Annotated in this window: 20 protein-coding genes and 1 pseudogene; 4 read left to right on the top strand and 17 right to left on the bottom strand. The window is 68.5% G+C overall.

The genetic code is table 11. The features are described 5' to 3' along the window. Window positions 1-195 precede the first annotated feature (195 nt). On the top strand, window positions 196-531 hold the full coding sequence (locus tag ABW137_RS19060; protein WP_526402803.1) for a hypothetical protein: 336 nt from the start codon (window positions 196-198) through the stop codon (window positions 529-531). Window positions 532-642: 111 nt separating this feature from the next. Here the strand turns inward: ABW137_RS19060 and pyrF are convergent, their stop codons facing one another. The 7 genes from pyrF to pyrR all read right to left on the bottom strand — a co-directional run bounded on the left by pyrF (window position 643) and on the right by pyrR (window position 9,473). Further along, complete coding sequence (gene pyrF, locus ABW137_RS19055) at window positions 643-1,458, bottom strand: orotidine-5'-phosphate decarboxylase (RefSeq protein WP_526402801.1); 816 nt, start codon at window positions 1,456-1,458, stop codon at window positions 643-645. Next, on the bottom strand, window positions 1,455-4,799 hold the full coding sequence (carB, locus tag ABW137_RS19050; RefSeq protein ID WP_526402799.1) for a carbamoyl-phosphate synthase large subunit: 3,345 nt from the start codon (window positions 4,797-4,799) through the stop codon (window positions 1,455-1,457). Before carB ends, pyrF begins: the two co-directional genes overlap by 4 nt. Further along, window positions 4,800-5,981, bottom strand: coding sequence for a glutamine-hydrolyzing carbamoyl-phosphate synthase small subunit (gene carA / locus ABW137_RS19045; protein ID WP_526402797.1), 1,182 nt, complete (start codon window positions 5,979-5,981; stop codon window positions 4,800-4,802). It lies immediately after the preceding gene. After that, window positions 5,978-6,481, bottom strand: a complete 504-nt coding sequence (locus ABW137_RS19040; protein WP_526402795.1) for a PH-like domain-containing protein — start codon at window positions 6,479-6,481, stop codon at window positions 5,978-5,980. Before ABW137_RS19040 ends, carA begins: the two co-directional genes overlap by 4 nt. After that, the gene (locus ABW137_RS19035) at window positions 6,478-7,815 is read right to left on the bottom strand and encodes a dihydroorotase (RefSeq protein WP_526402793.1); all 1,338 of its coding nucleotides are present in this window, start codon (window positions 7,813-7,815) and stop codon (window positions 6,478-6,480) included. The genes ABW137_RS19040 and ABW137_RS19035 overlap by 4 nt, the downstream gene beginning before the upstream one ends. Continuing rightward, the gene (locus tag ABW137_RS19030; RefSeq protein ID WP_526402791.1) at window positions 7,812-8,807 is read right to left on the bottom strand and encodes an aspartate carbamoyltransferase catalytic subunit; all 996 of its coding nucleotides are present in this window, start codon (window positions 8,805-8,807) and stop codon (window positions 7,812-7,814) included. The genes ABW137_RS19035 and ABW137_RS19030 overlap by 4 nt, the downstream gene beginning before the upstream one ends. Window positions 8,808-8,900: 93 nt before the next feature. After that, window positions 8,901-9,473: a bifunctional pyr operon transcriptional regulator/uracil phosphoribosyltransferase PyrR gene (gene pyrR / locus ABW137_RS19025; RefSeq protein WP_526402789.1), complete on the bottom strand. Its 573-nt coding sequence runs from the start codon at window positions 9,471-9,473 to the stop codon at window positions 8,901-8,903. 111 nt (window positions 9,474-9,584) lie between these two features. Between pyrR and ABW137_RS19020 the strand changes: the two genes are divergently transcribed. Then, window positions 9,585-10,793, top strand: a complete 1,209-nt coding sequence (locus ABW137_RS19020) for a serine hydrolase domain-containing protein (RefSeq protein WP_526402787.1) — start codon at window positions 9,585-9,587, stop codon at window positions 10,791-10,793. Window positions 10,794-10,811: 18 nt separating this feature from the next. On the opposite strand, the gene ABW137_RS19015 is transcribed toward ABW137_RS19020, so the two are convergent. Both ABW137_RS19015 and ABW137_RS19010 read right to left on the bottom strand, forming a co-directional pair. Then, entirely contained in the window at window positions 10,812-11,111 is a 300-nt protein-coding gene (locus ABW137_RS19015) for an SDR family NAD(P)-dependent oxidoreductase (protein ID WP_526402785.1), read from the bottom strand. A 66-nt stretch (window positions 11,112-11,177) separates the two neighbouring features. Continuing rightward, window positions 11,178-11,867 carry an SDR family NAD(P)-dependent oxidoreductase gene (locus ABW137_RS19010; protein WP_526402783.1) on the bottom strand — a complete coding sequence of 230 codons (690 nt, stop codon included), beginning with the start codon at window positions 11,865-11,867 and terminating at the stop codon, window positions 11,178-11,180. Window positions 11,868-11,956: 89 nt separating this feature from the next. Here ABW137_RS19010 and ABW137_RS19005 point away from each other — a divergent pair, with 89 nt between their 5' ends. Continuing rightward, window positions 11,957-13,168, top strand: a complete 1,212-nt coding sequence (locus ABW137_RS19005; RefSeq protein WP_526402781.1) for an FAD-dependent oxidoreductase — start codon at window positions 11,957-11,959, stop codon at window positions 13,166-13,168. 9 nt (window positions 13,169-13,177) lie between these two features. Here ABW137_RS19005 and ABW137_RS19000 read toward each other — a convergent pair whose 3' ends face one another. From ABW137_RS19000 to ABW137_RS18985, 4 genes are read right to left on the bottom strand one after another with little or no spacing between them, the layout of a single operon-like run. Next, window positions 13,178-13,720: a hypothetical protein gene (locus ABW137_RS19000; RefSeq protein ID WP_526402779.1), complete on the bottom strand. Its 543-nt coding sequence runs from the start codon at window positions 13,718-13,720 to the stop codon at window positions 13,178-13,180. A 40-nt stretch (window positions 13,721-13,760) separates the two neighbouring features. Beyond that, the gene (gene nusB, locus ABW137_RS18995; RefSeq protein ID WP_526402777.1) at window positions 13,761-14,237 is read right to left on the bottom strand and encodes a transcription antitermination factor NusB; all 477 of its coding nucleotides are present in this window, start codon (window positions 14,235-14,237) and stop codon (window positions 13,761-13,763) included. Between the two features lie 53 nt (window positions 14,238-14,290). Beyond that, the gene (gene efp / locus ABW137_RS18990) at window positions 14,291-14,854 is read right to left on the bottom strand and encodes an elongation factor P (protein WP_526402775.1); all 564 of its coding nucleotides are present in this window, start codon (window positions 14,852-14,854) and stop codon (window positions 14,291-14,293) included. Window positions 14,855-14,875: 21 nt separating this feature from the next. Continuing rightward, window positions 14,876-15,967, bottom strand: a complete 1,092-nt coding sequence (locus tag ABW137_RS18985) for a M24 family metallopeptidase (protein WP_526402773.1) — start codon at window positions 15,965-15,967, stop codon at window positions 14,876-14,878. A gap of 33 nt (window positions 15,968-16,000) precedes the next feature. Between ABW137_RS18985 and ABW137_RS18980 the strand changes: the two genes are divergently transcribed. After that, window positions 16,001-16,597 carry a B-4DMT family transporter gene (locus tag ABW137_RS18980; protein WP_526402771.1) on the top strand — a complete coding sequence of 199 codons (597 nt, stop codon included), beginning with the start codon at window positions 16,001-16,003 and terminating at the stop codon, window positions 16,595-16,597. Here ABW137_RS18980 and aroQ read toward each other — a convergent pair. The 4 genes and pseudogenes from aroQ to aroC form a co-directional block, all read right to left on the bottom strand. After that, window positions 16,594-17,037: a type II 3-dehydroquinate dehydratase gene (aroQ, locus tag ABW137_RS18975; protein ID WP_526402769.1), complete on the bottom strand. Its 444-nt coding sequence runs from the start codon at window positions 17,035-17,037 to the stop codon at window positions 16,594-16,596. The genes ABW137_RS18980 and aroQ overlap by 4 nt on opposite strands. Beyond that, the gene (gene aroB / locus ABW137_RS18970) at window positions 17,034-18,113 is read right to left on the bottom strand and encodes a 3-dehydroquinate synthase (protein ID WP_526402767.1); all 1,080 of its coding nucleotides are present in this window, start codon (window positions 18,111-18,113) and stop codon (window positions 17,034-17,036) included. Before aroB ends, aroQ begins: the two co-directional genes overlap by 4 nt. Before the next feature lie 175 nt (window positions 18,114-18,288). Continuing rightward, a pseudogene (locus ABW137_RS18965) lies at window positions 18,289-18,786 on the bottom strand (shikimate kinase); the annotation flags it as partial. Continuing rightward, window positions 18,786-20,021: a chorismate synthase gene (aroC, locus tag ABW137_RS18960; RefSeq protein ID WP_526402765.1), complete on the bottom strand. Its 1,236-nt coding sequence runs from the start codon at window positions 20,019-20,021 to the stop codon at window positions 18,786-18,788. The pseudogene ABW137_RS18965 and the gene aroC, both read right to left, overlap by 1 nt. Window positions 20,022-20,069: the final 48 nt, after the last annotated feature.

Genomic DNA, 20,069 nt, shown 5'->3' with positions numbered 1-20,069 from the left:
GTCGTTCTCGGCCATGGCGGTCGACGGCGGTCCGGCGGTCGCCGACGGTCCGGTGGTCGTAATCCGTTGAGAGCAAACGGTTATCGATTGCACAGCGCGCACCAACGCCGAACACAGAGGCGGCCCATGTCTGCCCCCTAACGTGTTGTGCGTGAGGCGAATTCGCGTCTTGCAAACGAGAGTGGAGACACACTGATGACCTTCAAGCGAGCCGCATACGCATCGACGCTGGCCGCCGGAGTAGGACTCGCCGGGCTGTTCGGCGTCGGACTTGGTACCGCAGCAGCCAACCCGGGCCAGCAGTGCAATGCGCCCGGCCAACCGGCCTGCGGACAGAACCAGCACGACAACGGGCCGGGCGACAACCGCGGTGGCGGCCCAGCGCAGGCGAACTGGCAGAACCGCGGCGTCGACCAGGGCCGTCAAGACCACCAGCCGTTCAACTGGAACGGGCAGCAGGTCACCCCGATGCCGGCCGGAAACGGAGCAGGGTGGGGATTCTGGTTCCTCGGCGTGTGGATTCCGCTATAGACCAGCCCGACCGAGGGGCGGGCCACCGGTCTTCCGGGGGCCCGCCGTCTCGCGAAACAGGCAAGAGGGCCTCGGCTTCCCGGGGTCCGACGACTCGAAAGCCCTTGGGAGCTAGCCGGCGAGGTAGGCCACGGCGTCGCGCATCCGCTCCCCCGCCGCCCGCACCACCGCGACGTCGGGGCCCGCCCGCAGCACTTCGCGCGACACCGCAGGCAGCACCGACCCCGGCGCCGCCCCGCCGAGCTCGCGCAGCGCGTCGGCCTTGCCGCCCTGCGCACCGACGCCAGGCACCAACACCGGACCGCCGAGCGCATGCAGGTCGGGGACCTGGGCGAGGGTCGCGCCGACCACCACGCCGACGGAACCCGTGCCGGTACGGGCATTCTCGGACCCGACCTCATCGACGATCGACTGGGCCACCGTCCGGCCACCGATCTCGGCGAGCTGCACGCTTGCGCCCTCCGGATTCGACGTCGCCGCCAGCACGAAAACACCGCGACCGTGCTCGGCGGCGGTATCCAGCAGCGGTCGCAGCGATCCGAACCCCAGGTAGGGCGACGCCGTCACGGCGTCGCAAGCCAACGGTGAGTCACCCGTCCACGCCGAGGCGTAGGCCGCCATCGTCGTGCCGATGTCACCCCGCTTGGCATCGGCGAGCACCAGCACACCCGCGTCCCGCAACTCGGCGATCGCGGTTTCGAGGACGGAATACCCAGCCGCGCCGTATGTTTCGAAGAACGCGACCTGCGGCTTGACCACCGCGAACGTCGAGAATGCCTCGACGCAGACGTCGCAGAAGGCAGTCAGCCCGTCGACGTCGACTGGCAAACCCCACGCCGTCAGCAGTTCGGGGTGCGGATCGATGCCGAGACACAGCGGGCCACGGTCGGCGATCGCTGCGGCGAGCCGCGCCCCGAAGCCGGTCACTTGGCGGCGCCCAGCCTGCTGTGCAGCTCCTGCAGCGACATCACCCCGATGTCACCACGAAGGCCCGCCTCGATGCCCTGCACCGCTGCCGAGGCGCCCTGCACCGTCGTCACGCATGGGATGTTCATCGCCACGGCCGCCGAACGGATCTCGTAACCGTCGATGCGTGGCCCGGAGTTGCCGTACGGCGTGTTGATCACCATGTCGACGTCGCCGGCACGGATGGCCTCGACGGCCGACATCGGCGGCCGGTCCGGGCTGGGCTCCTCGAAGTGCTTGCGCACCGTGTCACAGGGAATGCCATTTCGGCGCAGCATCTCCGCAGTGCCCTCGGTGGCGAGCACCCGGAATCCGAGATCGGCCAGCCGCTTGACGGGGAACACCAACGAGCGCTTGTCGCGATTCGCCACGGAGACGAACACCGTGCCAACGGCGGGCAGCGAACCGTACGCGGCCGTCTGGCTCTTCGCGAACGCCGTGCCGAAGTCACGATCGATGCCCATCACCTCACCCGTCGACTTCATCTCGGGCCCGAGGAGCGAATCCACCTGCGAGCCGTCCGCCTTGCGGAAACGATTGAAAGGCAGCACCGCCTCCTTCACGGCGATCGGCGCGTTCGGCGAGATGCTGGCCCCGTCACCCGTCGCGGCGAGCACGCCTTCCTCGCGCAGCTGGGCGATCGTGGCGCCCAACATGATCCGGGCACACGCCTTGGCTAGCGGCACCGCGGTGGCCTTCGAGACGAACGGCACGGTGCGACTGGCGCGCGGGTTGGCCTCCAGGACGTAGAGGACGTCGTCCTTGAGCGCGTACTGCACGTTGAGCAGGCCGACCACGCCGATGCCGTGGGCGATGGCCTCGGTGGCGTGCCGGACCGCGGCGATGTCCTGGCGGCCCAACGTCACCGGAGGCAGGGCGCACGCCGAGTCGCCGGAGTGGATGCCGGCCTCCTCGATGTGCTCCATCACGCCGCCGATGTACACCTCGGCGCCATCGCACAGGGCGTCGACGTCGATCTCGATGGCATCCTCGAGGAACCGGTCGACGAGGACGGGATGCTCCGGTGACAGCTCGGTGGCGCGGGTGATGTAGCCGCGTAGGGTCTCGTCGTCGTAGACGATCTCCATGCCCCGACCGCCAAGCACGTACGACGGCCGCACCAGCACCGGGTATCCGATGTCGGCGGCGATGCGACGGGCCTGCTCGAAGCTGGTCGCCATGCCGAACCGCGGCGCGGGGAGCCCGGCGTTGCGGAGCACCTCGCCGAACTCGCCGCGGTCTTCGGCCAGATCGATGGCCTTCGGGCTGGTGCCGACGATCGGCACGCCTGCGTCGGCAAGGCGCTGCGCGAGGCCAAGTGGCGTCTGACCGCCGAGCTGCACGATGACCCCGACCACCCCGGGACCACCTGCGCCGGAGGCGGATTCGGCGTGATACACCTCGAGGACGTCCTCGAAGGTCAGTGGCTCGAAGTACAGCCTGTCGGCGGTGTCGTAGTCGGTGGACACCGTCTCCGGGTTGCAGTTCACCATGACGGTCTCGAAGCCGGCCTCGCTCAGCGTGGTGGCGGCGTGCACGCAGCTGTAGTCGAACTCGATGCCCTGGCCGATCCGGTTGGGACCGGAGCCGAGGATCAGCACCTTGGGCTTGGTGGTCTGTGGCGCCACTTCGGTTTCGGCCGCGGGATCGAACTCGTAGCTGCTGTAGTGGTAGGGCGTCTTGGCCTCGAATTCGGCGGCGCAGGTGTCCACCGTCTTGTAGACCGGGTGGATGCCGAGTCTGCGGCGTAGCGTCCGGACCCCGTCCTCGCCGGCGAGTTCCGGCCGCAACGCGGCGATCTGGCGGTCCGAGAGCCCGCTGTGCTTGGCGGTGCGCAGCAGCTCCTCGTCGAGCACGGGGGCATCGCGAAGTTCGGCCCACAGCGTCACCAGGCCACCGATCTGGTCGACGAACCACGGGTCGACTCCGGAAGCCTCAGCCACCTGCTCGACCGTTCCGCCCTGGCGCAGCGCCTGTTCGATGTCGTACAGCCGACCGTCGGTCGGTGTCCTGAGCCGTTCCAGTAGCTCATCGACCGAGAGGTCGGGGTCGTCGCCGGTCCAGAACCCGGCACGCCCGGTCTCCAGCGATCGCATCACCTTGCCGAGGGCCTCGATGAAGTTGCGGCCCAACGACATTGCCTCGCCGACCGACTTCATCGTCGTCGTCAACGTCGGGTCTGCTCCCGGGAACTTCTCGAATGCGAACCGCGGCGCCTTGACCACCACGTAGTCGAGCGTCGGCTCGAAACAGGCAGGCGTCTCCTTGGTGATGTCGTTGACGATCTCGTCGAGGGTGTAGCCGATCGCGAGCTTGGCGGCGATCTTGGCGATCGGGAAGCCGGTGGCCTTCGACGCCAGCGCGCTGGACCGCGAGACCCGCGGGTTCATCTCGATGACGATGAGCCTGCCGTCCGTCGGGTCGATGGCGAACTGAATGTTGCAGCCACCCGTGTCGACGCCGACCTCGCGCAGGATCGCGATGCCGAGGTCGCGCATCTTCTGGTATTCGCGGTCGGTCAGGGTCATGGCGGGTGCGACGGTGACCGAGTCCCCGGTGTGCACGCCCATCGGGTCGAAGTTCTCGATCGAGCAGACGACCACCACGTTGTCGCGATGGTCACGCATGAGCTCGAGCTCGAACTCCTTCCACCCGTAGATGGATTCCTCGATCAGCACGTTGGCCGTTGGCGACGCGGTCAGGCCGTCGCCTGCCATCCGCTCCACGTCCTCGACCGAATACGCCATCCCCGAGCCGAGGCCGCCCATCGTGAAGGAGGGGCGAACGACGACCGGCAGACCCAGGTCGGCAACCGTCTCCCGGACCTCCTCCATAGTGAAGCAGACCCGCGACTTGGCCGACTCGCCACCGACCTTGGCGACGATGTCCTTGAACTTCTGCCGGTCCTCGCCGCGCTGGATGGCCTCGAAGTCGGCGCCGATCATCTCGACGTCGTACCGCTCGAGCACGCCGCCCTCGTACAGTGCGACGGCGGTGTTCAACGCCGTCTGCCCACCGAGCGTGGCCAGCACCGCGTCGATCTTGTTGCCGCGCTCGGCCTGCTGGGCGAAGATCTTCTCGACGAAGGCCGCGGTGATGGGCTCGACGTACGTGTTGTCGGCGTACTCGGGGTCGGTCATGATCGTCGCCGGGTTCGAGTTCACCAGGCTGACCTGCAACCCCTCGGCGCGCAGCACCCGGCACGCCTGGGTGCCCGAGTAGTCGAACTCGCAGGCCTGACCGATGACGATCGGTCCCGAACCGATCACCAGAACGTGGTTGAGGTCCTTGCGACGTGGCATCTAGCGCTCCCCTGCCTTGACTTCGGACATGAGGTCGACGAATTGGTCGAACAGGTAGTTGGCATCGTGTGGTCCCGCGGCGGCCTCCGGGTGGTACTGCACCGAGAATGCCCTTCCGTCAAGCAGTTTGATGCCCTCGACGACGCCGTCGTTGGCGCAGGTATGGCTGACGACGGCGCGGCCGAACTCGGTGTCGAACTCCTCGCCCGCCTCGCCTTCGAGGGCGAACCCGTGGTTCTGCGCGGTGATCGCGACCCGGTCGGTGGTGTGGTCGATGACGGGGACGTTGATTCCGCGGTGACCGAAGGTCATCTTGTACGTCGAGCGCCCCAGCGCGCGGCCCAGGAGCTGGTTGCCGAAGCAGATGCCGAACAGCGGTATTCCCGCCGCGAGCACGCTGCGCGTCACCTCGACGACGTGGTCGGCGGTGGCGGGGTCGCCGGGGCCGTTGGACAGGAAGACGCCGTCGGGATTGACGGAGGCGAGTTCGTCGAACGTGGTGCTCGACGGGAGCACGTGGGTACGGATGCCGCGGCGGGCGAAGTTTCGCGGGGTGTTGGTCTTGATGCCAAGGTCGAGCGCCGCCACGGTGAAGCGTTGCCCCGCATCGGGTTCCACGACATAGGTCACGCCGGTGCTCACTTCGCCCGCGAGGTCGGCGCCGAGCATCGATGGCTGTTCGCGCACCCGGTTGAGCAGCTCGTCCACGTCGGCCAGTGCATCGCCGGAGAACACGCCGGCCTTCATCGACCCCGCCGTACGGAGGTGGCGCACCACCGCCCGGGTGTCGATGCCCGCGATGCCGACGATGCCCTGCCGGACCAACTCGTCGTCCAGGGTCCCGGTGGCGCGCCAGTTCGACGCGCGCGGCGACGGATCGCGCACGGCGTACCCGGCGACCCAAATCTTGTCACCGCGGCTCTCGCCGTCCTCGCCGTTCCAGCCGGTGTTGCCGATCTGCGGTGCCGTGGCGACCACGATCTGGCCGTGGTAGCTGGGATCGGTCAGGGTCTCCTGGTAACCGGACATTCCGGTGGAGAACACCGCCTCGCCCAACGTCTGCCCGACGGCACCGAACGCGGTACCCGTGAACACCCTGCCGTCGTCCAGAACCAGAACGGCCGTGCCAGCCCGCGATCCGCGACGCTGCTGGCTGATGTCGCTGCGCTTCCGCCCGGTCATGCGACGTCCTCCTCAACCCAGTTGGCGAGTTCGCGGCGGTCGTCGCCGCGGAACCCCGTGTCGATCTCGGTACCGGATGGCAGCTTCCAGCGGATCGCGAGAATCCCGTCGTGTGTGAGCGCCTTGCCCGCCATCCCCCGCTCGGTCCTGATCGCGGTGATCGACTCGTCGGGAATCCAGATCGGCGTCGCTCCGGAGCGCTGCAGCATGATCCCCTCGGGATAGCGGGTCAGCACCGCCTTGGTCCGGAAGCCGAGATCCCCCACCGCGATCCGGTCCTGCCAGCTGGGCGCGATCGTGCTTCCCACGTACAGGCCCTTGGTGGCCGGGATCAGCGCCGGGCCCACGGTGTCGGGCATCTGCGGCAGCCTGCCGATCAACTCGACCTGACGCTTGGCCCGGTGCACCCAGCCGCGCAGCATCTGCCGGATGAAGAAGGCGATCAGCACGGCCAACACTGCCGCCATGATGAGGGACGCGACGAGCGTCGGAGTGTTCACTGGGCTGAACCCCTGGTCTCCCCTGCAACTGGGGGGACCCCCGGCGCCGGGCTCGTCCCGTCGCGGGCAGTGACCTTGCCGCGCAACAGCGTCAACGTCACGGTGGCGGGCAGCGTCATCGCCTCGTACGGGGTGTTGTCGGACCGGCTGGCCAGTTCGGCGCCCGAGACGGTCCAGGTGGCGTCGGGATCGACGACGGTGAGGTTCGCGGGTTCGCCGACCTCCAGCGGCCTGCCCTGATCGGGCAGGCCAACGATGCGGGCAGGCGCCTCACTCATCACCCGCGCGACGTCGCGCCAGCCCAGCAGGCCGGGCCGCACCATGGTCTCGACGACCACCGACAGCGCGGTTTGCAGACCAAGCATGCCCGGCCGCGCGGCCGCGAACTCACACATCTTCTCGTGCTCGGCGTGCGGGGCGTGGTCCGTAGCGACGCAGTCGATGACACCGTCCGCCAGCGCCTGCCGCAGGGCGATCGCATCGCTGGCCTCGCGTAGCGGCGGATTGACGCGGTTGCGCCCGTCATAGCTGTCGAGCCTGCCGTCGTCGAGGAGCAGGTGGTGTGGGGTGACCTCGGCGGTGATTGAAATGCCTTGCTCCTTGGCCCATCTGAGGAGTTCGACGGTGCCTGCGGTGGAGGCATGGCAGATGTGCACCCGCGCGCCGGCGTCCCTGGCGAGGATCGCGTCGCGCGCGACGATCGACTCCTCCGCCGAGCGCGGCCAGCCCGCCAGGCCGAGTCGGGCGGCGTTCGGCCCCTCGTGGGCGATGGCGTCCACCGTCAGCCGTGGCTCCTCCGCGTGCTGAGCGATGAGTGCACCGACGCCGCTGGCATACTCCAGGGCCCGACGCATCAGCAACGGGTCCGACACGCAGACGCCGTCGTCGGAGAACATCCTCACCCGCCCCGTCGCCGCGGCCATCAGGCCCATCTCCGTGAGTTGAGTGCCCTTGAGCCCCACCGTGATCGCCCCGACCGGGTGCACGTCGACGAGTCCGACCTCCTGTCCGCGGTGCCACACGTGGTCGGTGACGACGGCACTATCGGCGACGGGATTGGTGTTGGCCATCGCGAACACCGCGGTGTATCCGCCCAACGCCGCTGCAGCCGAGCCGGTTTCGATGTCCTCGGCGTACTCGCGGCCGGGTTCGCGCAAATGCGTGTGCAGGTCGACGAAACCGGGCAGCAATACGTGTCCGCCGGCGTCGATCACGTCTGCGTCGTCGGGAGCAGTGAGATCGGCGCCGATGTCGGCGATCTGCCCGTCGTCGACCAGCACGTCGACGCGGTCGCCCTCGCCGTATAGGAGGACCCCCCGAATCAAGACCGTCATGCACCAACCCCTACCGCTTCTGACCCCGCGCCGACCAGCAGGTGGAACAGCACCGCCATCCGGACGTGGACACCATTGGAAACTTGTTGCAGCACTGCCGATTGCGACGAGTCTGCGACCGAGGAGGCGATCTCCATGCCGCGCAACATCGGACCGGGGTGCAGCACCACGGCATGCTCCGCCAGCATCGCCGACCGCTTGGCGGACAGGCCGTACAGTACCGAGTACTCCCTGGCCGAGGGAAAGAAGCCGCCGTTCATGCGCTCGGCCTGGACCCGCAGCATCAGCACCGCGTCGGCGGCGGGCAGTTCGGCATCGAGATCGTGGGAGACCGTGACCGGCCATCCCGTCACTCCGGTGGGCAGCAGGGTCGGTGGCGCGACGAGCACCACTTCTGCGCCCAGGGTGGACAGCAGCAGGACGTTGGAGCGCGCCACCCGGCTGTGCAGGACGTCGCCGACGATGACGACGCGCTTGCCTTCGATGGAGCCGAGCCGCTGACGGATGGTCAGCGCGTCGAGCAGGGCCTGTGTCGGATGCTCGTGCGTACCGTCGCCGGCATTGATCACGCTGGGGCCGCCCGCCACGTCCCCGGGTCGCTCCGCTCCGCCCCGCCGACCGACCTCCTCCCGTGTCCACTCCGCAAGTTGTTGTGCCGCACCGGAAGCTGGGTGTCTGATGATCAGTGCGTCGGCACCGGCCGCGCGCAGCGTGAGCGCGGTGTCGCGCAGCGACTCGCCCTTGGCCACCGACGATCCCGAGGAGCTGACGTTGATCACGTCGGCGCTCATCCACTTGCCTGCGACCTCGAACGACACCCTGGTGCGGGTCGAGTTCTCGTAGAACATGGTGATCACCGTGCGCCCGCGCAGCGTGGGCAGCTTCTTGACTTCGCGGCCGAGCAGCGCAGAGGAGAAGCGGTCGGCGTCGTCGAGGATTGCGATGGCCTCGTCGCGGGACAGGTCGGCCGCCGAGAGAAGGTGTCTGGTCATCGCGATCCTCTGCTCTTCGCGCAAGCGCTCATCGGTTCCCTCTGCTCTTCGCGCAAGCGCTCATCGCCAGCCCTCTGCTCTTCGCGCAAGCGCTCATCGCACCGGCCCTCCGGTATTCGCGATCAACACCCCGTCATGGCCGTCGTGCTCGGTCAGCCGCACCTTGACGTTGTCATTGCGGGAGGTGGGCACGTTCTTCCCGACGTAGTCGGCTCGAAACGGCAGTTCCCGGTGGCCGCGGTCGACCAGGGCGGCGAGTTGCACCGCGCGCGGCCTGCCGATGTCGCGCAGCGCGTCGAGCGCGGCCCGCACGGTGCGCCCGGAGTACAGCACGTCGTCGACGAGGACCACCACAGCGTCGTCGACGCCACCATCGGGAATCGACGTGTCCTCGAGCGGACGGGGTGGTTTGAAGTTCAGATCGTCGCGGTAGAGCGTGACATCCAGTGCGCCGGCGGACACCACGACCGACGAGAACTCGGTGATGTTGTGCGCGAGCCGGGCGGCCAATGCGACGCCGCGGGTGGGGATGCCGAGGAGGACGACGCGCGGTGCGTCGGGGCCGTCGAGGGCCGTTTTCTCGATGATCTGGTGGGCCATGCGAGAAATGGTCCGGCTCACGTCGGCGGCGGACATCAATTCCCGGTCGGGGCTGGGCGCAGCCATAGACCTGGACCTCCTTCTCCGCCTCTCGGGACGGATCGTTAAAGGACGTCGAACTGCCGGGCAGCCTAACATCTCGCGAGCCCGAACCAGTGAGCTGGCTAGGCTGGCCCGATGAATCTCGACGGCAACCGCGACTCCATCCGTGAGGCGATCGATGCGGGTCTGCTCGCGGGCGCGGTGACGTTGGTGTGGCAGTCGGGCCGAGTGCTGCAGACCAATGAGCTCGGTCACCGGGACGTTCACGCCGGGCTGCCGATGCAGCGCGACACCATCTTCCGGATCGCGTCGATGAGCAAGCCGGTCACCGTGGCCGCCGCGATGGCGATGGTCGAGGAGCGTGCGTTCGCCCTGCACGATCCCGTCGCGCCCTATCTGCCGGAGCTGGCCGACGTGCGGGTGATGGCCGATCCGGCCGGACCGCTCGACCACACGGTGCCGCTGCAACGCCCGATCACCTTCGACGATCTGATGACGCATCGCAGCGGGTTGGCCTACGCGTTCTCGGTGGGCCCGCCGTTGAGCCGCGCGTACGCGAAGTTGATGTTCCGGCAGGACCAAGATCGGTGGCTGGCCGAGTTGGCGCGGCTGCCGCTGGCGCACCAGCCCGGCGAACGCCTGACCTACAGCCACGCCACCGACGTCCTCGGCATCGCGCTGTCGCGGATCGCGGGCGCACCGCTCGCAGACGTGTTGGCGAGCCGGGTCTTCGAGCCGCTCGGCATGTCCAGCACCGGCTTCGCCGTCACCCTGGAGGGACGCCGCCGCGCCGCCACCATGTACCAGCTCGACGAGACCGGCACGCTGCGCGACGACGTGATGGGACCCGCGTCAGTGACGTTGCCGCCGTTCTGTACCGGCGGTGCGGGCCTGTGGTCGACGGCCGACGATTACCTCGCCTTCGCCAGGATGCTGCTCGCCGGTGGCACCGTCGACGGGGTCCGGGTGTTGTCGGAGGAGTCGGTGCGGCTGATGCGCACCGACCGGTTGACCGACGAGCAACGGAAGTTCCCGTTCCTCGGCATGCCGTTCTGGCGAGGCCGCGGATTCGGTCTGAACCTCTCGGTGGTGACCGACGCCGCTCAGTCGCGTCAGCTGTTCGGGCCGGGCGGGCTCGGGACGTTCAGTTGGCCGGGCGCCTACGGCACCTGGTGGCAGGCCGATCCGTCGCACGATCTGATCTTGCTGTACCTCATCCAGAACCTGCCCGATCTCAGCGGGGACGCGGCGGCGGCGGCCGTCGCGGGCAATACCTCGTTGGCCAAGCTGCAGGCCGCGCAGCCGCGCTTCGTCCGCCGCACCTACCAGGCGCTGGACGCTTAGCTGCCGTGGGTGGCCCGTTCAGGCAAGGGCCAGCAAGTCCGCGTCCGCGCCGTGCACGACTTCGTCGATGCGTCCGAAGCGTTCGACGACGCGGTCGGTGACTCTGCGCCATTGGCGCGGTTCGGTGGGGTCGGCCACGATCACCATCACCTGCTCGGCCCGGTACCCGTGGATGACCCGGATCGCGCCGCCAGGGTGGCGGCTGACGACCGCGACGCGGTGTCCGTCGGCGAGGCATCGGCGAGCCCGTCGAAAGCCGACGTCGGTGTCACCGTCGAGCACGACTATCACCAGCGAGCCCGACCCGTCGCGTCCCATGCAGTCAGTGAACGCCCGCCGACTTGGTGCACGATGTGGACGCCTCGTGCAATTGCCCAGAGCACGTCACCAGGGCACGACGTGATCCTGATAGTCCAGGAACTGCAGACCTCCATCGCCGGCGTGTGCGAGCAGGGTGTCGACCACGCCGGGGATGCTGTCGTCGACGGTCAGCTTGGCGGATGCCCCACCGAGTTCGGTCTTCACGTGGCCAGGATTGATGAGAAGCAGCGTGCGGGGGTCGTCGGCGTGCCGCGCGGCAAAGCTGCGGAAGAGTTGGTTGAGCGCGGACTTGCTGGCCCGGTACACCTCGTGCCCACCGTTGACGTTGAGTGAGACGCTGCCCTGGCTGGACGACATCACCGCGATGGTGCCCGTCTCGGGTACCAGGTCGGCGAAGGCCTCGACCACCCGCAGCGGGCTCAACGCGTTGGTGACCATGACCTCGACGAAGCTCTCGGTCGACACGTCGGCGATGGGCACGTCACCGTGGGCGACGGCACCGTTGACGAACAGCAGGTCGAGGCCTTCGCCGGCCAGGCGGTCGTGCAGGGCGTCGATCTGTTCGGGTTCGGTCATGTCGAGCACCTCGATCCGGAGGCGCTCGTGGGCGTCCAGCTCCCGCAGCGACGACGGACCGTCGCCGCGCACGGTGGCGATGACGTTCCAGCCGCGCCGCAGGAACTCCGCCACCAGTGCGAGTCCGAGACCCCGTGATGCCCCGACGATCAGTGCGGTGTTTTCGTGAGTTGCCATGGGTCAGTCAGCAATCACCGTCCGCGTTTTCATCCCCCGGCGCGGTTCGCGTCGTTGTCAGCGTGATGCGTATGCCATACGCTTCGGAGATGGCGCAACCGACCGTCCTCATCAGCGGTGCCGGAGTCGCGGGTCCGACACTGGCCTTCTGGCTGACGAAGAACGGTTACCACGTCGTCGTCGTCGAGCTGGCGCCAGGCATCCGCCCCGGTGGGCAGACCGTCGATCTGCGGGGCGCGGGAGCCACCGTGGTCGAGCGCATGGGCCTGCTCGACGTGATGAAGCACCGCTCGTTGCACCAGAACGGAATTGCCTGGGTGAAGTCGGACGGCAGCCGACGCGCGGAAATGCCCGTCGAGGCGTTCGGCGGCAACGGCGTGGTGTCCAAACTGGAGATCCTACGGGGCGATCTGGTCGACGCCCTTTACGAGGCCACCAGGGATACCGTCGAATACCGCTTCGGCACAACCATTTCCGAGCTGAACCCCACGGATGACGGCGTCGTCGCCACATTGAGCGACGGCACCGACCTGATCGCCCACCTCGTCGTCGGCGCCGACGGGCCGCACTCGGTAGTGCGGCGACTGGCCTTCGGTCCCGAGGAGCAATTCGTCAAACCCCTTGGCGGCTACCACGCCTGGTTCACCGCGCCGGACGACCTCGGCCTCGACGGGTGGTACCTGATGTATCAGGCCGCAGGCGGCCTGAACGCGTCGATGCGGCCGTCGCACAATCCGACGATCGCCAAGGCGGGCTTGGCCTTTCGCTCCGATCCGCTGACCTATGATCGGCGCGATATCGACGCCCAGCGACAACTGCTGACCGCGCGGTTCGCGGGCGCGGGATGGCAGTCCGACGCGCTACTGGCCGCCGCATGCACCGCCGACGACTTCTACTTCGATGCGTTCGCACAGGTGCACATGGCGTCGTTCTCGTCCGGCCGCGTCACCCTGGTCGGCGACGCGGGTTACTGCGCCTCCCCGCTCAGCGGGATGGGCACCAGCCTCGCGCTCGTCGGCGCCTACCTCCTGGCAGGCGAACTAGGTTCGGCGCCAGCGGTTTTGAACAACGAGCACGTCGCCCAAGCGCTGGCCGAATACGGCAGGTTGATGCGGCCGTACATCGACAAGTGCCAGGACCTGCCCGCAGGCGTCGACGGCTACGCGCCGATGTCCAAGGCGGACATCGTGATCACGGCGATGGTGATGAAGTGGATGCAGCGCTGGCCGTTTCGCTCGTTCGCCGCCAAGAAGTACTTCACCACCGCCGACTCGATCGAGCTGCCGCACTACGGGACCTAGCCAGCCGGCTCACGACCAGTGCGAAAGCACCCGGCCAAACTGCAGCAGCCGCTGCATCTGCGCCAGCCCGCCGTTGTCGACGGTCCTGGTGTAGCGGAACGATTCGCAGAACAGGTCGGTGTCGGTGGCCGACTTCTGCCTGGTACGCGTCAGCAGTTGCGTGTACATCCGCAACCGCACCTCGGCGAGCCTCCGGGTGCCGTCGTCCAGCACGTCGAACGCCGTGGTGAGGATGTGATCGGTGATGGTGGACAGCAGAATCGTCCGCACCGAGGCGTCCAGGATGCGACGCGGCCCCAGATCGTCTCGAGTCGACGACTCGTCGTCGGCACGCCACATGATCAGTCGTCGGCCGTCGGTCAGCAGGATCTCCTGCCACACGGCCTCGCCCCAGACCTCTTCGGTCGCCCCGCGGGACATGATGAACGACTTGATGTGCGAGAACTCGACGACCGACCGAAGCTGATCGAGCGCGAGTTCCGGGTCGCGTAGATAGACCCTCGCGGCCTCTTCCACCGAGCTGTACGGCGCCCAGTCCTGCGACACGACCACCAGTATCACCCGGTGATCGCGCAGGCGCTCGGCAGGAGCGTCAGCCTTCGGGCGTACTCCGCACCGCCGCCGCAGCGGCCCGGATTTGCGGCGTCACCAACATGACCTGACCGAGCACGCCGTTGACGAAGCCCGGCGAGTCGTCCGTGGACAGGCTCTTCGCCAACTCCACGGCCTCGTCGACCGCGACGGCCTCCGGCACGTCGTCGGCGTGCAGCAGTTCCCAGACCGCCACCCGCAGCACGGCGCGGTCGACGGCGGGCAACCGTTCCAACGTCCAACCCTGCAGATGCGCGGAGATGAGGTCGTCGATGTGCGCGGCGTGCGCGGTGACCCCGCGCGCCACCGTGACGGTGTACGGGTTCAGCACCGACAGCTCGGAGTCACCCTCGGCCAGCGCCGTGCGACCGTCGGCGATCTCGGCGGGGGTGAGTCCCCGCGCCTCCGCCTCGAAGAGCAGGTCGACAGCGCGCTTGCGCGCCTGGTGGCGACCCCGGTCCCCGCGACGGTCACTCATCCCGTCGCTCCGCTCGCCCCAGGCCACTCATCCCGTCGCCAGGCTCGCCGAGGCTAGGCATTCACCCGACCGAGATAGCTTCCGTCGCGCGAATCGACCTTCAGCTTGTCGCCGGTGTTGATGAACAGCGGCACGTTGATCTGAGCGCCGGTCTCCATCGTCGCTGGCTTGGTGCCTGCGCTGGAGCGGTCACCCTGCAGTCCCGGCTCGGTGCTGGCGACCAGCAGTTCGACGGTCACCGGCAGCTCGAGGTACAGCGGCACGCCGTCGTGGAACGCCACCTGGACGGGCATGCCCTCCAGCAGGTAGTTCGCCGCGTCGCCGACCAGCGACTCGGGCAGCGGGTGCTGCTCGTAGTCCTGGGCGTCCATGAAGACGAAGTCGCTGCCGTCGCGGTACAGGTAGGTGGTGTCGCGCCGGTCGACGGTGGCGGTCTCCACCTTCACGCCCGCGTTGTAGGTCTTGTCGACGACCTTGCCGGACAGCACGTTCTTGAGCTTGGTCCGCACGAACGCGGGGCCCTTGCCGGGCTTGACGTGCTGGAACTCGGTGATCTGCCACAGCTGGCCATCGATCTGCAGGACGAGCCCATTCTTGAAGTCGGCGGTCGATGCCACGGGGGTACTACTCCTAGCCTTCTAGAGAATTGCCAGTTCCTTGGGGAACCGGGTCAGCAACTCGGGTGTGGGTGCATCATCACTGCCCACGACCAGCGTGTCCTCGATACGGACACCACCATGGCCGGGCAGATAGACACCGGGCTCCACGGTGACCGCAGAGCCAGAAAGCAGTGTACCGGCGGATGACGCACTGATTCCCGGCGCTTCGTGGATCTGCAGCCCGACCCCGTGCCCGAGGCCGTGTCCGAAGTTCTCTGCGAACCCGGCACCGGCGATGACCTCGCGCGACGCGCCATCCACGGCGGACAGTGAGACGCCGGGTGCCAGGGCCTCCCGACCCAGTCGCTGCGCGGTCGACACCAGGTCGTAGACGTCGAGTTGCCACTGCGCAACCGGTGACAGCACGAAGGTGCGGGTCATGTCCGAGTGGTAGCCCGCGACGAGCGCGCCGAAGTCGATCTTGACGAAGTCGCCGGCCGCGAGAACGGCATCGGTGGGCCGGTGATGCGGGATGGCAGAGTTCGGGCCCGCCGCCACGATGGTCTCGAACGAGATGCCGTCGGCACCGTGGTCGAGTATCCGGGACTCCAGATCCCGCCCGACTTCCTTCTCGGTGCGCCCAGGTCGCAGTCCACCGGATGCCACCAGCTCGGTCAGTGCCGCATCGGCGGCCTCGCACGCCAACCGCAGCAGCGCGATCTCGCCGGCGTCCTTCACTTCCCGCAGTGCCTCCACGGCACCCGCGGCCCTGACCAATTCCACGCCGTCGGCGGCCTTCTGCAGCAGCGCATGGGCGTCGACCGTCACGACGTGACTCTCGAAGCCCAGCCGTCGGATCCCGCTTCCGGCCGCCATCGCCGCCAGATGCGGCCCGCATGCCCGTTCGATGACGAGCTCGGCATCCGGGGCCTGCGCGGCGGCCTGGGTCCGGTAGCGCCCGTCGGTCGCCAGCACCGGCGTTTCGTCGTCGACCCGAATGAGCAGCGCGCCGTTGGACCCGGTGAAGCCCGACAGATAACGCACGTTGACCAGGTCGGTAACCAACATTGCCGGCAGATCCGCTGCGGCCAGTCTGCGACGCAAGCGGGCCCTGCGCTGAGAAATCGTCACAGCGTGTGACGGTACTCGCTACGCTGTGCCCCCATGAGTAAGTGGTTGCTGCGCGGACTCGTGTTCGCGGCGCTGATGGTCATCGTCCGATTGCTCCAAGGCGCCCTGATCAACGTGTTCGACAAGTGGGCGCTGACGATCAGCATCGCGCTGGTCCTCGTGTTCGCGTTGGCGGCCTTCATCTGGGGGAACGTCGACGGCCGCGCCGACGCGCGGGTCAACCCGGACCCCGACCGCCGCGGTGATCTGGCCATGACGTGGCTGCTGGCCGGCCTATTCGCCGGCATCGTGAGCGGCTTCGTCGCATGGTTCATCTCACTGTTCTACGACAACCTCTACGCCGAGGGCCTGCTGAATGAGGTGACGACCTTTGCCGCGTTCACCGCGCTGGTGACGTTCGCCTTCGCCATCGCCGGCGTCTCGCTGGGCCGGACGCTGATCGACCGCAAGGCTCCCCCGGTGCAACGTCATGGCGCCGATGGCGACCGGGCGGACACCGACGTGTTCGAGGCCGTCCGCGACGATCGGGTGGAGGACGACGCGCCAGCCACTGCCCCGGTGCCGACGCTGGCGGGCGGTTCCGGCAGCGCCGAGACCCAGGAAGCGCCGAGGACCGACAAGCGCCTCTAGGCGGAGTCGCGGTCGGCGAAGTAGCGCAGCGCCAGCAGGTAGCCCCGCACGCCAAGGCCGACGATGACGCCGGTCGCCACGCCGCTGAGATACGAGTGGTGCCGAAACTCCTCGCGCGCATGGACGTTCGAGATGTGCAGTTCGATCAAACCGGCACTGAGTTCGCTGCAGGCGTCGCGCAACGCGATCGACGTGTGGGTGAACGCACCGGCGTTGAGGATCACCGGTTCCTTGGCGTCGGCCGCATCGTGCACCCAGCCCAGCAGGTCGGCTTCGCTGTCACTTTGACGGACAACGGCTTTCAGCCCGAGATGATCGGCCTCGCGCTCGATGAGCGTGACCAGGTCGGCGTGCGTGGTGCTGCCGTACACCTCGGGCTGACGCTTGCCGAGCCTGCCGAGGTTGGGGCCGTTGAGCACGTTCACGGTCGGGTGGGTCACGGGGCACCGATCTCCGAGTACGCGGCGACCAGAAGGGCCGGGTCCGGGCCTTCGAGCCTGCCTGGTTTGGCCAGCCCTTCGAGCACCACGAAACGCAGGACGCCCGAGCGGGTCTTCTTGTCGCCCGCCATGTACTCCAGTAGCTGAGGGAACGCATCGGCGTCGTAGGTCACCGGAAGGCCGAGCGCGGTCAACACCGCGCGATGCCGGTCGGCGGTCTCGTCGTCGAGTCGCCCTGCCAGCCTGCCGAGTTCGGCGGCGAACATCAGGCCGACCGACACCGCGGCGCCGTGGCGCCACTTGTAGCGTTCGCGGCGCTCGATCGCATGAGCCAACGTGTGACCGTAGTTGAGGATCTCGCGGAGTTGGGATTCCCGCTCGTCGGCCGCGACGACGTCGGCCTTGACGGCCACCGCCCGGCGGATGAGCTCGGGCAGCACCGCGCCTGCCGGGTCCAGTGCCGCCTCGGGGTCGGCCTCGATGAGGTCGAGGATGACCGGATCGGCGATGAATCCGGCCTTCACGATCTCGGCCATTCCTGCGATGATCTCGTTGCGTGGCAACGACTCGAGCGTGGCCAGATCGACGAGTACCGCCAGCGGCTGATGGAACGCGCCGACCAAGTTCTTGCCCGCGTCGGTGTTGATGCCGGTCTTGCCGCCGACCGCGGCGTCGACCATGCCGAGCAGCGTGGTCGGCACGTGCACGACGTCGATGCCGCGGAGCCAGGTGGCCGCGGCGAAGCCGCTGACATCGGTGGCCGCCCCACCGCCCAGGCTCACGATGGCGTCCTTGCGACCGACGCCGATGCGGCCCAACACATCCCAGATGAACCCGACCACCGGCAGTTCCTTACCGGCTTCGGCGTCGGGGATCTCGACGCGGTGCGCGTCGATTCCCTTCTCCGCCAACCGGTTCCGGACCGCCTCGGCGGTCTGGTTCAGCACCGGCTGGTGCAGAATGGCGACCTTGTCGCGTCCGTCGAGCACGCGGGCGAGGTCGTCGAGCAGGCCCCGCCCGATGATCACCGGGTAGGGCCGGTCGACGAGCACCTCGACGATGACGGGTTCAGTCATTGCGCGCCTCCGCTTTACGGGCCAGCGCCGCCGGGCTCGGCGGCGCGTCGGTGGTGGGTGCGGGATTCAGGACGGTGGGCCCCCGCCGCCACGCAGGCCTGCGACGTCGACGCGGGTGCTGCGCGCCCGCTTCCCCGGTGGCTGCGCTCCTACCCGCCGATCCGGCCGCGGCGCGTTCCAGCCGGGCGACGATGGTGCGCACCACGGCGCCCGGATTGCGGCGGTTGGTGTTGATCCGAAGGGTGGCGACCTCCCGGTAGAGCGGGACCCGCGCCGCCATCAACTCACGGAACCGCTCCCCCGGGTCACCACCGGCCAGCAGCGGTCGCGCGGTGCCACCGGAGGTGCGCCGAATCCCTTCGCACGCACTGATTTCCAGATACACGACGGTGTGCCCGGCCAACGCCTCGCGCACTCGGGGTGTGGTGATAGCGCCCCCGCCGAGCGACACCACGCCGTCGTGTTCGGCAAGCGCCGCGATCACGACGTCCGCCTCGATGCGGCGGAACTCGGGCTCACCCTCGACGAAGATGTCGGCAATGCTGCGCCCGGTGTTCTCGACGATCTTGGCGTCGGTGTCGAGCAGGGGTACGTCGAGAGCCTTGGCCAGGCGGCGCCCGATGGTGGACTTGCCCGAGCCGGGCATGCCCACGAGCACGGCCTTGGGGGCCATCAGCCCGACGCCTGCGCGGGATCGACGGCGTCGGGGGCGATCCCCAGGTTCTGCCCGCCGGAACGCGCAGCGACCGAGGCCAGGTAGTTGTCGACGTTGGCGCGGGTCTCGGCCAGCGAATCGCCGCCGAACTTCTCCAGCGCGGCGCGGGCCAGGACGAGCGCCACCATGGTCTCGACCACCACGCCCGCGGCAGGCACCGCGCACACGTCGGAGCGCTGGTGAATCGCCACGGCCTCCTCGCCGGTGGCCATGTCGACGGTGGCCAGTGCCCTCGGCACCGTGGAGATCGGCTTCATCGCGGCCCGCACGCGCAGCGCTTGACCGTTGGTCATGCCGCCTTCCAGCCCGCCCGCGCGGTTGGTCGAGCGCAGCACGCCATCGGGGCCGGGGTAGATCTCGTCGTGGGCCACGCTGCCGCGGCGGCGTGCCGTCTCGAAGCCATCGCCGATCTCGACGCCCTTGATGGCTTGAATGCCCATGACGGCGCCGGCGATCTGGCTGTCGAGGCGGTTGTCACCACTGGTGAAGGACCCGAGGCCGATCGGAAGGCCGTCGACGACGACCTCGACGATGCCGCCCAGCGTGTCGCCGTCCTTCTTGGCGTCCTCGATCTCGGCGATCATGGCCTGCTCAGCGGTCTCGTCGAACGCGCGGACCGGGCTGTCGTCGATGGCAGCCAGGTCGCCAGGGCGCGGCGGTGGGCCGTCGTAGGGCTTCGAGGCGCCGATCGAGATCACGTGGGACAGCACCTCGACGCCGAGGGCCTGACGCAGGAACTCCCTGGCGATGGTGCCCGCCACGACGCGAGCGGCCGTTTCGCGTGCGCTGGCCCGCTCCAGCACCGGGCGTGCGTCGTCGAAGCCGTACTTGAGCATGCCCGCATAGTCGGCGTGTCCGGGCCGCGGCCGGGTGAGCGGTGCGTTGCGGGCGCCGTCGAGTTCGGCGGGATCGACCGGATCGGGCGCCATCACGGTTTCCCACTTGGGCCACTCGGTATTGCCGATCTCGACCGCGATGGGGCCGCCAAGCGTCACGCCGTGACGCACCCCGGTGAGCACGGTGACGGCGTCGGCCTCGAACTTCATCCTGGCGCCCCGGCCGTAGCCGAGTCGGCGCCGCCTCAGTTGCTCGGCGATGCCGCCGGACGTGATCTCGACGCCGGCGACCATCCCCTCGACCATCGCCACCAACGCGCGGCCGTGGGATTCACCAGCAGTGGTCCATCGCAACACGCGTCCCATCTTCCCACGGCGCACTCGGCCCGACGTAATCCGTCAAGC

Source organism: Mycobacterium sp., assembly GCF_040509115.1.
Classification (GTDB): domain Bacteria; phylum Actinomycetota; class Actinomycetes; order Mycobacteriales; family Mycobacteriaceae; genus Mycobacterium.
This window is presented reverse-complemented; position numbering and strand designations above follow the sequence as displayed.

What these genes read in the sequence shown, in the direction of transcription:
- carB (WP_526402799.1), bottom strand. Translation starts at nt 4,799, where the DNA reads ATGCCACGTCGCAAGGACCTCAACCACGTTCTGGTGATCGGTTCGGGA.
- ABW137_RS19020 (WP_526402787.1), top strand. Translation starts at nt 9,585, where the DNA reads ATGAATCTCGACGGCAACCGCGACTCCATCCGTGAGGCGATCGATGCG.
- aroB (WP_526402767.1), bottom strand. Translation starts at nt 18,113, where the DNA reads ATGACTGAACCCGTCATCGTCGAGGTGCTCGTCGACCGGCCCTACCCG.
- pyrR (WP_526402789.1), bottom strand. Translation starts at nt 9,473, where the DNA reads ATGGCTGCGCCCAGCCCCGACCGGGAATTGATGTCCGCCGCCGACGTG.
- ABW137_RS19005 (WP_526402781.1), top strand. Translation starts at nt 11,957, where the DNA reads ATGGCGCAACCGACCGTCCTCATCAGCGGTGCCGGAGTCGCGGGTCCG.
- ABW137_RS19060 (WP_526402803.1), top strand. Translation starts at nt 196, where the DNA reads ATGACCTTCAAGCGAGCCGCATACGCATCGACGCTGGCCGCCGGAGTA.
- ABW137_RS19030 (WP_526402791.1), bottom strand. Translation starts at nt 8,807, where the DNA reads ATGACCAGACACCTTCTCTCGGCGGCCGACCTGTCCCGCGACGAGGCC.
- ABW137_RS19015 (WP_526402785.1), bottom strand. Translation starts at nt 11,111, where the DNA reads ATGGGACGCGACGGGTCGGGCTCGCTGGTGATAGTCGTGCTCGACGGT.
- nusB (WP_526402777.1), bottom strand. Translation starts at nt 14,237, where the DNA reads ATGAGTGACCGTCGCGGGGACCGGGGTCGCCACCAGGCGCGCAAGCGC.
- carA (WP_526402797.1), bottom strand. Translation starts at nt 5,981, where the DNA reads ATGACCGGGCGGAAGCGCAGCGACATCAGCCAGCAGCGTCGCGGATCG.
- ABW137_RS18980 (WP_526402771.1), top strand. Translation starts at nt 16,001, where the DNA reads ATGAGTAAGTGGTTGCTGCGCGGACTCGTGTTCGCGGCGCTGATGGTC.
- ABW137_RS19010 (WP_526402783.1), bottom strand. Translation starts at nt 11,867, where the DNA reads ATGGCAACTCACGAAAACACCGCACTGATCGTCGGGGCATCACGGGGT.
- ABW137_RS19035 (WP_526402793.1), bottom strand. Translation starts at nt 7,815, where the DNA reads ATGACGGTCTTGATTCGGGGGGTCCTCCTATACGGCGAGGGCGACCGC.